The organism is Fibrobacter sp., assembly GCF_017545445.1.
Taxonomy (GTDB): domain Bacteria; phylum Fibrobacterota; class Fibrobacteria; order Fibrobacterales; family Fibrobacteraceae; genus Fibrobacter.
The window spans coordinates 1-14,960 of the sequence record NZ_JAFWOM010000017.1 but is presented as its reverse complement, the minus strand read 5'-3'; the positions used below and the strand labels follow the sequence as shown (position 1 = coordinate 14,960).

Here is a 14,960-nt window from a genome sequence, read left to right as displayed (position 1 = left end):
ATCATTGTTCGTTTTCGCAACATTACCCGCACACCCTTCTAGCGAAACTAGTGCGGACATACCCAAAGTCACAGCAAGCCCTTTCACGACCGCAGCAGACCATTCGCAATTCTTTTGAACTTTACACTTTTTGATATCCATTCATCACCTCACTAAGCAATAAAATACTTTTCTTTAAAGCCAGCCGCAACATTCGACTTAATCATATATTATTCTTTCTAACCGTTCAAATAAGCCTTTCGCTTTTTCGGCTTCATCAGGTAATTCGTTTATATTCAAAACATAGAATAAGCGTTCTTTTTTATCAATGAACTCAATGTTGAAAGTTTCTCCATCCAAATAATACACTTCGTTGCTTTCTTTTTCCATTACATAAGATTTAATTGCTGTTTTCAGCTTCGTTAGATGAAGTCTCTTTTCTTGGGCGATTTTTTCCCAAACGCAATCGTTTTCTTTGATGGTGCAAATGTAGGCATCGCTAAAATCATCATTCCATTTCAGCTTTCCACGTTTAATCCTATTTGCATCAAGTGAATTTATGGAGAACGAAATAAAGTTGTCAAATTCATCAAATAAAGAAGACATGTCGTAGCAAGCATAAGAACCTATATCCCGATAAATAACAAAATCCGTTTTGGGAGGCTTATACGAGAAACAGTCGTAAATATAATATGCAAGCAAAGGTATCGCTATAATAAGAATTATCCACTTTTTGCTCATTACATTTCCTCATGAATATCATTAAAATACTTTTATTCGTTCCCCCAAATACACAACTTAACGTAAAAAAATACCCCATCACGAAAATGGGGTAATTTCTCTAAATTACCAAAATTGATTTAGAACCTAGCAGAACAAAATCGCTTCAGAATCAAGCAAGACGAGGCGCGAACCGTTCACAAACGACTAATTTGACTTAGTGCCTAGCGAGACAAAGAATCCGCGACCGAAGGCGTACAAATCGTACGTCGAGAGTCGCGATGATGCCGCCCCGGAACGAAGTCCGGGGTGACAAAAAATTCGAACGGCAAATTACACCTTCAGTTCGCCGGCGTCAATCGTCGCCCAATCCGGGATTGCTTCGATAGCCGGGCGGACTTCTTCGGTCACGAACTTCACGACCTGTCCCGGAGCGCGGCCCACGAACTTGCGGAGGTCGAGGATTTCCTTGAGCTTTTCTTCGGTGATGCCGAGCTTCTGGAACTTTTCGTTCTTCAAGACACGTTCGAGCAAGTCATTGTCCTTGCCCTGTTCCTTCACGACCTTGCCCGCTTCCATGGACATCACGCGGATTTCTTCGTGGAGTTCCTGACGGTCGCCGCCATTCTTCACGCCTTCCATGATGATGTTTTCGGTAGCCATGAACGGGAGTTCGGCCATGATGCGCTTTTCGATAACCTTCGGATAAACAACAAGACCGTTCGTGACGTTCTCAGCGATGATAAGCATGGCATCCATTGCGAGGAACGCTTCCGGAATGGCGAGGCGCTTGTTGGCGCTATCGTCGAGGGTGCGTTCGAACCACTGCGTTGCCTGCGTGAAGGCGGTGCTGTTGACCTGAGCCATCACGAAACGAGCGAGGGAGCAAATGCGTTCGCTGCGCATCGGGTTACGCTTGTAAGCCATGGCGCTGGAGCCGATCTGGGTCTTTTCGAACGGTTCTTCGACTTCCTTGACACCCTGCATGAGGCGCATGTCGGTAGCGAACTTGTGCAAACTCTGAGCGATGGAGCTGAGCACCTGGTTCACGCGGTTGTCCCACTTACGAGTGTAAGTCTGACCGGTGATGGTGAGCACGCGCTTGAAGCCTGCCTTGGCGGTCACGCGGCGGTCGAGTTCCATAATCTTTTCTTCGTCGCCGTTGAACAGGTCCATGAAGCTAGCCTGCGTACCGGTCGTACCCTTCACGCCGCGGAACGGAAGCACTTCGATGAGGAAGTTGAGTTCTTCGAGGTCGATGAGCATGTCCTGGAGCCAGAGGCAAGCGCGCTTGCCAACCGTCGTAAGCTGGGCAGCCTGGAAATGCGTTGCACCGAGCTGGGCCATGTCCTTGTATTCCATCGCAAACTTGGAAAGCTTGTCCATCACGCGGCAAAGACGCTTCCTAACGAGGATCATAGCCTGCTGCATCTGGATAAGGTCTGTGTTGTCGCCCACGAATGCAGACGTTGCACCGAGGTGGATGATGCCCTTCGCCTTCGGACACTGCACACCGTAAGCGTAAACGTGGCTCATCACATCGTGACGGCGACGCTTTTCTTCTTCTTCGGCAACTTCGAAGTTGATGTCCTTTTCGTGAGCCTTCAATTCATTGACTTGCTCCTGCGTAATCGGGAGGCCGAGCTCCATTTCGGATTCGGCGAGGTAAATCCACAGCTTGCGCCAAGTCTGGAACTTGTACTGCGGGCTGAAGATGAAACTCATTTCCTTGCTGGCGTAACGCTTGATAAGCGGGCTTTCGAATTGATCACGCATGATTTATCCTTTTTTAAGTTTTACAGGAGCAAATGTAGAAAAAGGAAACTCTTTTTTACAATTAAAACTTTTATTGACGATTGAAATATGCACTTGCAAACATCCGATAGGTTTTAGAGAATCGTTTCGCTTATTTTCGCTTCATTTTCACCAGACTTTCAAAGGGGAGCAAATCTCCGTCATTGGTGTCGGAGCAAATGTCGCTGTATATGTTTCTGCAATTGGCGCAGATGCAGTGAAAGTTTTGACGAACGGATTTGCCCTGACGCTTACCAGGGAAAAAGTAGTAGATATTCTGGACACCGCCGTAATTTAGAGAAGAAAGGTCAAAAACCTTTTCGTAATCGTAACCGCAAATTTCGCATGCCGCCCCCTTTTTCTTTGCAAGATCCAACTGGAGAGGCTCAACCATATAGCAATGGTACGTTTTCAGAACGCATTCGCTATCCGTATCGAACAAATTCGAAGCAAAATTGCCTTTTTTACCGACACTGAAATTACTATAAAGAAAATCAAGCCACAGCCATTCTAGCTTTGTCCCAAGGGAATCGCTCAACACCATTCCCGAATGCCCCTCTTTCCACACATAGTTCGGAAAGGCCTTTTCGAGATCGCGGATGGAGAGATGCTTACCCCGTTCCGTATCCACCAAGAAATCAGGACGAATATTCACATAATAGGTCATCCGCCCCTTGCCAGACCAGTCTTCTTCATGATAAGGCTCCGAAACGATTTTGCCACTCATGACCACTCCAGTTTTGCCCTTGCCGACTCGAAGCATAAAGAAACAATCGCCGCAGTGCACCTTTTCGTGTTCCCATACGCTCCAGTTGAGCATGTATTTCTGCGTGTTTTTCGCCTCTTCTACAGCATTCTTGAAACTTTCCATGCGGTAGCTGGAAATTTCCGGATTCCATCTCAAAATGACGACACTCATAAAGCAACTCCTGTGTTTTTGGGATTACACGATTAAATCTACATCATTGTAGCGTCATATTTTGACAGGGTGTTTTTTTCAAGAATAATTCCTGAATTTTTAATCATCTTGGCATTTTAATGATGAAATAATTACGCATCAAGCTGACTGCGGAGCACGACGATATCTTCTAGGGAATCGAACGAGCACCGTATTATGGAATCTTGAACTGTAGAATTTCTTCAGCAGTTAATTCCTCAATTTTTTTTCCAACACGCTCGGCATACCGCACAAGCCTTTGAATATGCAATTTACTTTTAGGAGGGGCTTTATACGGATTTGGAGTCGCCATGTATTCATCCATGGAGTCCGCCAGAATTACCGCAGGCTTTCTAATTCCATTCATAGGTATAAACCTCCAAAAGTTTTCGTGCAGCATCCCCATCCAAAAGAAACTGATAAGGATGCTGAGCCCCCAAGTAGGACGCTCCTAAAGCAACAATATAGTGATTTAAAAGCTCTTCGTTAAGGGCAAAGCCATGAACAACACCCCTATACCCCCATTGAACAGCTTTGTCAACGGCTATCGCAAAAAGATGACCACCAACACCACTGTATTTTTGACATCCAAAAGCATGTTTGTTGTTTTGCGGAGCAGAACAAGCCCAATGCAGATAGACCGCTTCAACATCAACATCGTTTTTCACCCCAACCAACCCCTGAATTTCATTATTTTCTTTCAAAGCGAGTGCATACACTTCAACATCACTAGGGATTTCTATCCAGTTGATACCCCATCCATCCTTTTCCTTGAATTTTCTCAGAAACGAACGACTTTCAATTTTGAAGACCACAGTTTCCTTGATTTCACCAGTTTCAGTATCTCTGAGGCAGGGGACAATTTCGTCAAGCCAAATGCCAACACCACCAGTTTTTACACCATTTTTCATATTACCTCCATCCGCCTACATGCATAAAAAAGCGGAGCTTAATTGATAGTCATTGCGAGCGGAGCGAAGCAATCTCTTGCCACAGCTCCGAAAAAAAATACACATTTGAGCACTAAAAATATAAATTCATAAAACACGATTGTCAAGAGGTTCGTGCATTTTTTTTGATAAATTCTTTTGGAATGTTTCTCACCGACTAAGCTTTAAAAGCAAAGCCTCTAACACATTCTATCAATCCCTCACCCGCTCCATTCAGACGCGATAAATTCGCCGAGCTGCTGGCGGATGTCACGTAAAAAATAGTGCAGTCGTAACCTGTACTTTTAAAAAAAAACATTATACATTTTTCCTTTTCGTGACGATAATATAAGAGATCACACAAAGGAGTTTTTATGGATGAAAACGATAGATACCAGTGCATTATTTGCAATTATATATACGATCCGGAGTACGGGGATCCGGATGCAGGTGCAGACGCCTTGCCGGGAACATCGTTCCAAGAATTACCCGACTATTGGGTTTGTCCCGACTGTGGAGCAGAGAAAGAAGATTTCGAGAATATTGACTAAACTGGTTAAAGGAATTCTTTAATGCGAGCAATGAAGGTTTCTTCCATCACACGCATATAATTAGAAAATTCCTCAAAAGAGTCAACTTTTGAACATATCGGTAATGCGATTATGTCAATCTCCCCGCCGTATCCTAAGGCCGATTTCCCCTTGCCTGTATCTTTTGAAAACTTCAGAGAATTCGCTACATCGACATTGCAACTCTCGTAAAGAGATATCAATATGGAATTGCTTGCTTTTAATGTATGCATATAGGCAAGCATTTGGAACAGGTCGTTGCGCTGGAAATGGAAGTTCGTACCGCCTGCTGTTTCGACAGACCCTTCATCACCGTCTATTTTTTCTTCATTTACGGTGTACAATTGCTTGTATTTTGCGTCAAGGACAAATCCATTACATTCCTTAATGGTGTTTGAATTTCTGGAATCTTTCTTGTAGAAATCTGGATAATAAACGCCGCCATTTTCAAATATTTTAACGCCATTTTCCCTGTCGCGATTATTTGAATGAACCAAATCTATTTTATGATCTTCAAACACCTTTGCCAAATATTCTTCCCACAAGGACGCTCCATCAAAAAGAATTCCTACAATCGGATTATTGGTGTCAGCTCCATACCCCATTTTTTTATGGCACAAAATAGCAAGGCATAACTTGCGCAAAGGCTCGTATGCAGTATAATAGGGATGCGTTATCGGTTTTAGATTTTGGGCGATAACCTGATGCCTTGAATTTCTATTGTAGCTCACGGTCGAGGCGACAATATCATTTACATTGTCTCTTGTATCTTCGTTATTTTCGAAAACACAACTGCCATATTGTAGGCTGCGAATATATTCAATAGTATGGCGAACAAGCTGAGTCACCTTGTTGTCGGTCGTGTATTCGCGGGTATGATAAGCAATTTTCCCGTTAAACGGCGTGTTTAACCGAATGTGTCTTGTGACATCAATAGAACCATGAACGTTAGCATCGTTGCATTCCCTGTTCATGTAAGCGCGGTAGATTCCCTGCCTGCAAGCATCGCTCAAATATTTCGGGAATAGGTAATACAGGAAATCAAATAAATCATCTTGTTCTGAATCTGTTTCTTGCGGAACGATTGCAACATTGCAGACCTTGTGCAACATGTAATGTAGGAAGTAATTTTTTTCGCTGCTGTCAAATCGAGACGTTATCCGCATTTGCACATCATCACCCAAGCGGAAAAAGCCCATAACGTTTCCCGTGAAGAATGATGGTTTTGCGGAGTCTTGCCCCACTAACTTGAAAATACAATCTTTATCGTCAAGTTCATTTTTTGCACTTACGGAAGGAAACACAAGGAAATTGCCAAAATCCTTGCTCGCATTCAGCTCCTTGAGGCTGATTCCACTAATTTTTTTTAGCAGCTCCTGCTGTTTTTCATCAAGCAGAGCATCGTCATTTGTCGCTTCATTCCAAGGAGTGGCATTGTACTGATTATCCTTTAAAGAAATAATCATAGCTATTCCTTTAAATCAAACGCAGCCTTTAAAGAATGCACTTTTTCTTCAACTTTGTCCATGCCACGAAGGTATTCCCTCAACAAGCCTTCTATATGGTTTGTCCAAAGTTGCTCAAAGTTGCCGTTGTAATTGTTCAATTTAAGAAAATAGGCTGGACCAATATGGTATGCAGAAGAAAGACCTGGAATTTTTTCAATGGCGCTGTTAAGGCGAGTCATCCGTTTGTCAGCTTCATCATAGGACGAGCCCAGTTCTTTTAACATATCTGAACGTTCAGAAGCTGTAATTTCTTTAAACGCGAATCTGCGACGCATGGCAAAATCCATGCTTTCGACACTGCGGTCAATGTCGTTCATCGTGCCGATAATATAAACATTTTCAGGGACAAAGAAGTGACCGAAGTTTTTGTCGGCTATTCCCAAGGCGGTGTCAAATTCATTTGCTCCATCTTGAAGGTTCGCGTATTGTGTCCTGATTTTACCTTCTTTTCCTCGATATCCTGGATCGATAGAGAAGAATAGCTCGCCAAAAATTTTTGACATTTCGCCACGATTGATTTCATCAATGATGAAAACATATGGCTTTATATCGGATGTTGTTGTTCCAGGAATATATTTTTTTAAGTCAAGATTGTCTTTCATGTATTTGACAATTGCTTTTCTGTAATTGTCTAAAGATCTTGTCGGTACTCCTGGTAAATCTCGGTAAACTTTATAACATTGGTCATAGTTGAAAAAACCGTATGAGGTTTGTTCGTATACTCCTTCAGAGTTTTTTAGCATAAGGACAAATCCATTCCCTGAAGCGTTTAGTGACAATGCAAATTTTTTCCCTCCTAACGAGGGTATTTCAATATTTTCTTCATCATTAAATTTTTCAATAAGTTTTTGGAAAGTTTCTTCAAAATTATCAACGGAATTGATTTTTTGAGCGGTTAAGGCTTTTTGGCAGAATTGCTTAAATACACCGTCCTTTAATTCGAAAACGATGTCTGTTGAACCCTCTTTTTTAACAGGACGCAGTCCTTCTACAAAATCAGTATAGTCGTAAGATTGATGAAATTGGACAAAACCACACTGTTCGTTGAACTGCTTTTTCAATGCGTCAAATCTTTCTTTATCTTCAGTCGCAACCTCAGATTCTTTTTTGTTGATCAGAGCTCTATCCTCTGCATTGAAAATCAAATCCTTGGCTATTTCTTTTGCCAAGTAAGTTTTACCAGTGCCCGGAGCGCCATGAAGAATGATGTTGTGATTATTGAGGAGCAATTTTACATACGGATTTTCAGCCATTGTATTTTCCTTGGTGATGGATGGGACGGATTCAACATTACTTGAATTTTTACTTTTCTTGATATACCCAAGAATTTTATCTCCATAGTTCTTTTCAAATTCAATCATTTTTTCTACAGCGTCTTTCGCAGTCTTTTCCAGATTATCATAGTCATAGGGAATTTTGGCATATTTAATAGCGCAATGAGGCGTATTTTGCCATGTACAGCTCATTGACGCTAACGATTCATCTTTTTCAACCGAAGAGGCAAAATCCTTTCTTTTTGCGGAATCTATTTTATTTTCATAACGAAATGCTATTTCAACACATTCTGTCTGTGGGTAAAATACATAATAACATTTATCTTTGCCCCAATCATTTCCACCATCGTTCAGTCCATATTTAATACAATCTGCTTTAACATCTAAGCATATCAAATTGGTTTCTGCTTTGCGATTCTCCATTTCTTTTTTTATTTTTTTTAAGAATTCTTCTACTTCGTTTTTCTTTTTATCTAAAGACATCTTATCTCCTTGAAGGATTCATCACTTTTTGTTCAAATATATATACGTTGTTTCCGACAATTGGGAATTTTTTAAGGGACTTTTCGTAAAAGCTGTCTTTTTTGTTAAAAAAAGCCAAATAGCTCATCATCCGCAGATAACTTATCGTCCGCAGGATTTTTGAGTATGATTGTAATGTCCTTCACACTCATTTTGTAATCCCTATCTAAATTCGATACATGTTTATACCAAACAGGTGTTTTTCCAGACTCTGTCATTGGGGAATTTCTGAAAATATAGTCCATGTTGGTCACCTTCGAGGTGGCCCATTCGTTAATATCGCCACTGAAAGAAGAACAGGCGAACATCGCTTTCATAAATTGAACATTGGAAACATTCCATTTACTGATATTTCCGTTGAATTTCGAAAAGGAGAACATGCCACTCATATTTGTTACGCTAGAGACATCCCATCGACTTATGTCACCATCAAACGGAAACTTTGTCGTTTCATGCCCATATCCACAAAACATGTAACTCATGTCTTTCACTTTTGAAACGTTCCACCGGCTTATATCTCCGTTAAAACTGGCGCAACGGAACATTCCACTCATATTCGTCACATTAGAAACATTCCAACGGCTTATATCGCCATCGAAATGGGAGTTGCAGAACATCTCACTCATGTCTGTGACGTTCGACACGTCCCAGCGGCTAATGTCTCCATTGAAATGGGATTCCGCGAATAATCCACTCATGTCTGTCACCTGCGACACATCGATGAAATTCAGGTCGCAATATATGTGCTTATTGTCGATCGCTTGATCAATAAGTTCTCGTAAATGGTTCTTGTCCCTAGCGGTAATCTTTTCCATTATTTTCCCTTTTTCTTCTTAGACGAATACCACAATGGAATTTTGTTTGAAAATTCCAAAGCGCATCCTTGGAACATCGACTCCATATTTGTCACGTTAGAAACGTCCCACTGGCTAATATCGCCAGTGAATTTGGAACCAAAGAACATACAATAGAACATACAATACATATCAGTTACTTTCGACACTTTCCATTTGCTAATATCGCCATTGAATTCGGATTCTCTGAACATATCACTCATGTTAGTTACATTCGACACATCCCATTTGCTGATATCGCCATCGAAAAGGGCTTCGCTGAACATTCCACTCATGGTCGTCACTTTCGAAACATTCCATTGACTGATGTCGCCACTGAATTCGGAACGAGCGAACATACAACTCATATTCGTCACATTAGAGACATCCCATTGACTGATGTCGCCATTGAATTTGGAATATTGGAACATATGACTCATATTCGTCACATTAGAAACATTCCACTGACTGATATCGCCATTGAATTCGGATCCGCTAAACGTATCACTCATATTCGTCACATTAGAAACATTCCACTGACTAATGTCGCCATTGAATTTGGATTGATCGAATATATGACTCATATTCGTCACATTAGAAACATCCCATTGACTGATGTCGCCATTGAATTTGGAACAAGTGAACGTGTTACTCATGTCAGTAACGCTCGACACATCCCATTTGCTAATGTCGCCACAGAATTCGGAACTATAGAACATGTTTCTCATATTCGTTACATTAGACACGTCCCATTTGCTGATATCGCCATCAAAAAGGGCTTCGCAGAACATCCAACTCATGTCAGTCACGTTCGACACATTCCATTTGCTAATGTCGCCGTTGAATTTGGAACGAATGAACATACTACCCATATTAGTAACGTTCGACACATTCCATTTACTGATATCGCCAGTGAATATGGAATTACTGAACATTCCACGCATATCTGTTACGTTCGATACATCCCATTTGCTTATGTCACCGTTGAATTTGGATTCTGCAAACAAATTCCACATGTCCGTTATTTGAGAAACGTCTATAAAATTCAGGTCACATTCACGGCCACTCTTGGCCATTTCTTGACTAATGAGTTCCTCAAGGTGATTTCGATCTTTTGCAACAACCGTTTCCTGTTTCACATTCTTTTTCTGTTGTTCCTTTCTGGCTTCTATAACCTCCCTATCAAACAGCGATGGGTGTGTATAAGCAGAATTTGAAAAAATCCTTTCATGCTTTACAGAGTCGTCCACAAGCCAATTACTAATGTCGCAGTTAAAAGAAGCCCCTTCAAACATAGCAGTCATGTCTTCGACTATATTGACGTTCCACTTGCTGATGTCTCCGTTGAACTTGGAATCTTGAAACATTCTGTTCATGTCGATCACATTGGACACATTCCAGTGGCTAATATCACTGTTGAATTTGCCCCCTATGAACATTCCACTCATATCAGTCACATTAGACACATTCCATTTGCTGATGTCTCCGTTGAATTCGGATCCTTTGAACAATTCGGACATGTCCGTTATTTGGGAAACATCAATGAAATTCAGGTCGCACTCAGGACCATAAAGAGCTATGGTCTCTTTAATCAAATCCATGAGCTGTTTTTTCTCTGTTACGACGACAGTAGCCATATCTTTAGGTTGTTGTGCCATTTTTATGTTCTCACATGCAAGATTTATACAATTGATAACTTAAAAAGGAAGGTCATCTTCTGCTCCATCATCGGCTGGTGCTGTTTTAGAATCTTCGGACGAATCCTCTGGTTGCGAATCGTAAACGGGCTTCCCATTTAGGTAATAAGAATCTGAAGAAGGAATGTTATGGAGGCTCAATTCGTCTAGAAAATCTTCGTCATTAGCATCAAAGCTAGTCTTTAACGAATGTTTGTCCTTGAAATTAAGGATGATGTTAAATCCAAAATTGTAATACGATTCAATGTCATCCCAGACCTTATTCGCTCTAGAAGTATCCCATTTGCGAAAGTCTCCTAAATCTACTCGATCGTTATCAAACAGGTGTGTCATCTTAGTTTCACTAGACACATTCCATTTGCAGATATCCAATCTGATTTTACAGAACCATCCCTTTTCAGGGCATGGGGAGACGTCAAAATTTGCAAAAAGATCACTCAAGTCGGTTACATTGGAAACATCGATAAAATTCAAGTCTAGAACATTATCTAGGACAATAGTGTTTCCTAAAATTTCTCTAATAAGACCAAATGTTCCCTGCAAATACAATTCAGTTTTGAGATATTCTTGAACACACTGAATCAGCTGATCAAGGTGTTCTCGATTTTTCGCGACAATTGTAGGTCTATCATCCGAACTTTCTTCCGGATCTAAAAATTCATGCGCCGCTAATTCCAAAGTCATTTTTTCAGGACCTGTCATCGGACCGATGTGATACTGAAACTGCCCATCCACAACTAGACCTTTTCCAATCGCCCATTCGTCATCGGCGTCAGCCCCCCATGTCGTTTCAAACACCAACCCGTCTGCAGCCATTTTTTCATAGACTTTAATGGGTGGCCTACACCTTGTGAAAAACACATATTCCCCCTTTAACAACCCCTCTAAAGTTTGTAAGGACGGTCCATCATCATACAGCAAATCGCTGGAAGATCCCCAATGGTCAATTCGCCAATTCGCAAGGGTTTTGCCTATCAGTTCAGAATCTTTTACTCCAATAAACTTCAATGCATCTTGTCGAGAATTGTCGAACCATTCCTTGTCTGACTCGTTCTTTTGAACCTCCGGAATAATCTGTGAAAAAGAAAGCTTTGTTTCATAAAACTGTGAGTCTGGAGAAAGGGGGGGGCGTTGTCCTTCTCCATAGAGTTTCTTGAACTTTTCGATGTTTTCGTCATCCATCTTGATGACGTTTGAAAATTCTACCCAATTTTCGTTGTCCATGCCTATACCGTTGAAATTTGATGTTTTAGACTTCTTCTAAGTATATATAGTTTCAACAGGCTGTTTTGTCAAAAAATTCTACAGAATATTTTTCACCACAATTCTTCCTTGCGGTTTGCGGTAAACTTCGGGAATTTCGTCACCCAAGCTTTTCAAGAACTTCACCATGGCATCGCTGTCGGTCATCACCTTGTCCATGACGATTTCGCTTTCGCGGAAGGCTGTAATTTCGCCGCCTTCGTACGCCACATAAGACGACAATCCGACGGTGTAAAGCGAATTTTCGTCGATGGCGACAAAGCCATTCTCCGTTTCGACCTGCACGTTTTCAATGAGCACTTGTGCTGTTTCACCACCTTTCGAGGCCTCGACGACAGCCGTATAGCGGAGTCCCGAGACTTGCAAGAATCCGCCATATTCATTGGGCAAACGCGAAGCGCCTTGTGCAAGAGCCTCCTTAATTTGCCGTCCGGTCGCACGAATCAAGCACATGCCGTTTGCAAAAGGCATCACGTTCAGAACGTCTTGATACTTCACAGGCCCTGCCGGTATCGTCACACGTACGCTTCCGCTATTTTCAATCCCGATTTGCGCCCCCACAGAAAAACGCATGGCATCCGCCGCCAAATCGCCCAAGTTCGTCTCGCCTTTGCGGACCAAGCGTTTCCCGTCATCGCCATTGATTGTCAATTCAAATTTCGTATTCGCAACAACATTTTGCAAATCAACATCAGCCAAGGCTCGCAAGCTATCGTGCACCGCCGCGACTTTTTTGCTCACCGCAAAAACGCTATCCGTCGGAATCAAGCGAGAACGGAATTTGCCATCGCGAGTGATGTCCAGCATTCCAACGTTTTGGAATTTCGTTCCCGTCTGCGAAACGAGAACGCTATCGCCATTAGCATTTACAACAAACTTTCCATCAATAATGCTATGCGAATGCCCATCCAGCACAACATCAATTCCAACTGTATTTTGGACAACTTCTAACGAAGATACCGGCGGCACAAATCCCAAGTGAGCCAGAAGAATCACGATGTCCGCACCGTCATGGCGAGCATTATCCACAGCAGATTGCACTAAATTAAAAATACTCTCCGCAGGGATATCGTACAACGTCTTTAACGAATCATCCGTGAACGCGTAAGACTCCCCCACTAAAGTTTGCGGCGTAAGAACACCGACAAACGCAATTTTCTTGGAGCCAACTTGCTTTAAAACATAGGGTTTGAACAGCGGAGTTGATGTTCCTTTTTGCACAAGGTTTGCACAAACAATTGCTGCATTCAGCGAATCCGAAAGTTCCATCAAGCGTGGAATTTTATAATCAAATTCATGGTTCCCAAGCGTCACAACATCGTAACCGACAGCGTTCATGAGCGATACGACATAGCCGCCATGAGAGATACTCCCCATCGCACCGCCCTGCAAAAAATCGCCGGACGAAACCGTCACGACATCAGCCGTATCCGCAATCGCATCGCGAAGGCCCGCAAATTTCGCATAACCATCCATTTGGCAATGCGGGTCGTTTTCATAAACAACCACGATGCTCCGGGGCGAAGCCAAACTTTGTTTGCCGCCCGACACCTGAGGCGGTTTCCCCGAACAGGAAAGTATAAATAAACTAGCAGCAAACAGAAAATATTTCAGTAATTCCATAAATCAAAAAAATTCACGCTATGGCGGACACGCTCCGCCATTTTTTCATCTTGACGTTCTTCTAAAATTTATTCTGCTGTCGAGGCGATAGATTTTTAAAGTTCTTCGGCAAATTCTTCCATACTCTTACGTACCGGGTGGCGTGGCGAAGGGCCTCCGTTTTCAGGATCCGCATAACCCACGTCGAGGAAGCAAGCGAGTTTGATGTTCGCCGGGAAGTTGAACGCTTTTTCGATTTCAGCGGCATTGAATCCGCGGGCCCAGAGGGTTGCGAGCCCGAGGTCGGTCGCCTGCATCATCATCGAAGTCGTCACGATGCTCGAATCCATGATGCCGCTTTTAAAATCGTCGTGGTACGTCACCGGCGAATAGACTTTGTTTTCATCGTAGCACACCATAATCACAACGGGGGCGTTGTAGGCCATACGCGAGATGCTGCGGAGTTTCGCAAGCGATTCCTGCGACTTGAGAACCTTGACAATCACCGGCTGGCCGTTTACCGCCGTCGGGGCGACGCGGCCCGCCTCAAGCACGAGTGCAAGTTTTTCGGGTTCTACCGCCTTGTCCGCAAAGGCACGGCAGCTATAACGGTTCTTGGCAAGTTCAATAAATTCCATAAAAGCTCCTTTTACTTTTTTCGTATATGTACAAAAACAGTATTCTCATGTCAAGTTTGTTTATGGGAAACAGAATGAAAAATGATATATTTCATAATGAAAGAAGGAATCAAACAATGACAGAAGAAAAAGTCGTCGCAAAGGATAAAGACCGTCTTAAAAAACTGATTAAAGCCGCAATAAAAAAGAATGGTGTAAATTGCGACCTTAATTTTATCGACGTTTCGCAAGTAACCGACATGAGTCGTTTATTTGAGAAAAGCCCGTTCAACGGCGATATTAGCAATTGGGATGTGTCGCATGTTCAAAACATGGCCAATATGTTTTCGAAATCCAAATTCAACGGCGATATCAGCAAATGGGATGTTTCGCTTGTTCAAGACATGCACTTCATGTTTGAACATTCCGAATTCAACGGCGATATCAGCAAATGGGATGTGTCGCATGTTCTTGACATGCACTTCATGTTTTCAGAATCAAAATTCAATGGTGACATCAGCAAATGGGATGTGTCGCATGTTCTTGACATGCACTTCATGTTTTCTGATTCCGAATTCAACGGTGACATCAGCAATTGGGATGTATCGCATGTTCAGGACATGAGCTTCATTTTTTCGGATTCCAAATTCAATGGAGATATCAGCAAATGGAACGTGTCCAAAGTCAAGGACATGACACAAATGTTTGCTGGTTCT

At 42.3% G+C, this 14,960-nt stretch carries 14 protein-coding genes; 2 read left to right on the top strand and 12 right to left on the bottom strand.

Annotated elements, in window-relative coordinates; translation table 11 throughout:
* Positions 1 to 198: 198 nt before the first annotated feature.
* From IKG78_RS02020 to IKG78_RS02000, 5 genes are all read right to left on the bottom strand, one after another.
* Entirely contained in the window at positions 199 to 720 is a 522-nt protein-coding gene (locus IKG78_RS02020; RefSeq protein ID WP_290938626.1) for a hypothetical protein, read from the bottom strand.
* Between the two features lie 312 nt (positions 721 to 1,032).
* Positions 1,033 to 2,475: an adenylosuccinate lyase gene (gene purB / locus IKG78_RS02015; RefSeq protein ID WP_290938624.1), complete on the bottom strand. Its 1,443-nt coding sequence runs from the start codon at positions 2,473 to 2,475 to the stop codon at positions 1,033 to 1,035.
* 130 nt (positions 2,476 to 2,605) lie between these two features.
* Entirely contained in the window at positions 2,606 to 3,412 is an 807-nt protein-coding gene (locus IKG78_RS02010; RefSeq protein WP_290938622.1) for a hypothetical protein, read from the bottom strand.
* 193 nt (positions 3,413 to 3,605) lie between these two features.
* Complete coding sequence (locus IKG78_RS02005) at positions 3,606 to 3,797, bottom strand: hypothetical protein (RefSeq protein ID WP_290938620.1); 192 nt, start codon at positions 3,795 to 3,797, stop codon at positions 3,606 to 3,608.
* The gene (locus IKG78_RS02000; protein WP_290938618.1) at positions 3,784 to 4,341 is read right to left on the bottom strand and encodes a hypothetical protein; all 558 of its coding nucleotides are present in this window, start codon (positions 4,339 to 4,341) and stop codon (positions 3,784 to 3,786) included. Before IKG78_RS02000 ends, IKG78_RS02005 begins: the two co-directional genes overlap by 14 nt.
* Positions 4,342 to 4,733: 392 nt before the next feature.
* Between IKG78_RS02000 and IKG78_RS01995 the strand changes: the two genes are divergently transcribed.
* Entirely contained in the window at positions 4,734 to 4,910 is a 177-nt protein-coding gene (locus IKG78_RS01995; protein ID WP_290938616.1) for a rubredoxin, read from the top strand.
* A gap of 5 nt (positions 4,911 to 4,915) precedes the next feature.
* Here the strand turns inward: IKG78_RS01995 and IKG78_RS01990 are convergent, their stop codons facing one another.
* The 7 genes from IKG78_RS01990 to IKG78_RS01960 all read right to left on the bottom strand — a co-directional run bounded on the left by IKG78_RS01990 (position 4,916) and on the right by IKG78_RS01960 (position 14,265).
* Positions 4,916 to 6,394: a hypothetical protein gene (locus tag IKG78_RS01990; RefSeq protein WP_290938614.1), complete on the bottom strand. Its 1,479-nt coding sequence runs from the start codon at positions 6,392 to 6,394 to the stop codon at positions 4,916 to 4,918.
* Between the two features lie 2 nt (positions 6,395 to 6,396).
* A complete protein-coding gene (locus tag IKG78_RS01985) occupies positions 6,397 to 8,193 on the bottom strand; it encodes an AAA family ATPase (protein ID WP_290938612.1) in 1,797 nt (598 codons plus the stop codon).
* A gap of 104 nt (positions 8,194 to 8,297) precedes the next feature.
* The gene (locus tag IKG78_RS01980) at positions 8,298 to 9,047 is read right to left on the bottom strand and encodes a BspA family leucine-rich repeat surface protein (protein WP_290938610.1); all 750 of its coding nucleotides are present in this window, start codon (positions 9,045 to 9,047) and stop codon (positions 8,298 to 8,300) included.
* Complete coding sequence (locus IKG78_RS01975; protein ID WP_290938608.1) at positions 9,047 to 10,723, bottom strand: BspA family leucine-rich repeat surface protein; 1,677 nt, start codon at positions 10,721 to 10,723, stop codon at positions 9,047 to 9,049. Before IKG78_RS01975 ends, IKG78_RS01980 begins: the two co-directional genes overlap by 1 nt.
* Before the next feature lie 39 nt (positions 10,724 to 10,762).
* Positions 10,763 to 11,986 carry a BspA family leucine-rich repeat surface protein gene (locus IKG78_RS01970; protein ID WP_290938606.1) on the bottom strand — a complete coding sequence of 408 codons (1,224 nt, stop codon included), beginning with the start codon at positions 11,984 to 11,986 and terminating at the stop codon, positions 10,763 to 10,765.
* 78 nt (positions 11,987 to 12,064) lie between these two features.
* Positions 12,065 to 13,648, bottom strand: a complete 1,584-nt coding sequence (locus IKG78_RS01965; protein ID WP_290938604.1) for a bifunctional UDP-sugar hydrolase/5'-nucleotidase — start codon at positions 13,646 to 13,648, stop codon at positions 12,065 to 12,067.
* A gap of 95 nt (positions 13,649 to 13,743) precedes the next feature.
* Positions 13,744 to 14,265, bottom strand: a complete 522-nt coding sequence (locus IKG78_RS01960) for a nitroreductase family protein (protein WP_290938602.1) — start codon at positions 14,263 to 14,265, stop codon at positions 13,744 to 13,746.
* Between the two features lie 116 nt (positions 14,266 to 14,381).
* Here IKG78_RS01960 and IKG78_RS01955 point away from each other — a divergent pair.
* On the top strand, positions 14,382 to 14,960 hold a 579-nt coding region (locus tag IKG78_RS01955), incomplete at its 3' end, for a BspA family leucine-rich repeat surface protein (protein ID WP_290938600.1).

Bases quoted from the DNA above. Each gene is read 5' to 3' on its own strand.
- IKG78_RS01995 (WP_290938616.1), top strand. From the start codon at position 4,734: ATGGATGAAAACGATAGATACCAGTGCATTATTTGCAATTATATATAC.
- IKG78_RS01990 (WP_290938614.1), bottom strand. From the start codon at position 6,394: ATGATTATTTCTTTAAAGGATAATCAGTACAATGCCACTCCTTGGAAT.
- IKG78_RS02020 (WP_290938626.1), bottom strand. From the start codon at position 720: ATGAGCAAAAAGTGGATAATTCTTATTATAGCGATACCTTTGCTTGCA.
- IKG78_RS02010 (WP_290938622.1), bottom strand. From the start codon at position 3,412: ATGAGTGTCGTCATTTTGAGATGGAATCCGGAAATTTCCAGCTACCGC.
- IKG78_RS01985 (WP_290938612.1), bottom strand. From the start codon at position 8,193: ATGTCTTTAGATAAAAAGAAAAACGAAGTAGAAGAATTCTTAAAAAAA.
- purB (WP_290938624.1), bottom strand. From the start codon at position 2,475: ATGCGTGATCAATTCGAAAGCCCGCTTATCAAGCGTTACGCCAGCAAG.
- IKG78_RS01975 (WP_290938608.1), bottom strand. From the start codon at position 10,723: ATGGCACAACAACCTAAAGATATGGCTACTGTCGTCGTAACAGAGAAA.
- IKG78_RS01960 (WP_290938602.1), bottom strand. From the start codon at position 14,265: ATGGAATTTATTGAACTTGCCAAGAACCGTTATAGCTGCCGTGCCTTT.
- IKG78_RS01970 (WP_290938606.1), bottom strand. From the start codon at position 11,986: ATGGACAACGAAAATTGGGTAGAATTTTCAAACGTCATCAAGATGGAT.
- IKG78_RS02005 (WP_290938620.1), bottom strand. From the start codon at position 3,797: ATGAATGGAATTAGAAAGCCTGCGGTAATTCTGGCGGACTCCATGGAT.
- IKG78_RS01980 (WP_290938610.1), bottom strand. From the start codon at position 9,047: ATGGAAAAGATTACCGCTAGGGACAAGAACCATTTACGAGAACTTATT.
- IKG78_RS02000 (WP_290938618.1), bottom strand. From the start codon at position 4,341: ATGAAAAATGGTGTAAAAACTGGTGGTGTTGGCATTTGGCTTGACGAA.
- IKG78_RS01965 (WP_290938604.1), bottom strand. From the start codon at position 13,648: ATGGAATTACTGAAATATTTTCTGTTTGCTGCTAGTTTATTTATACTT.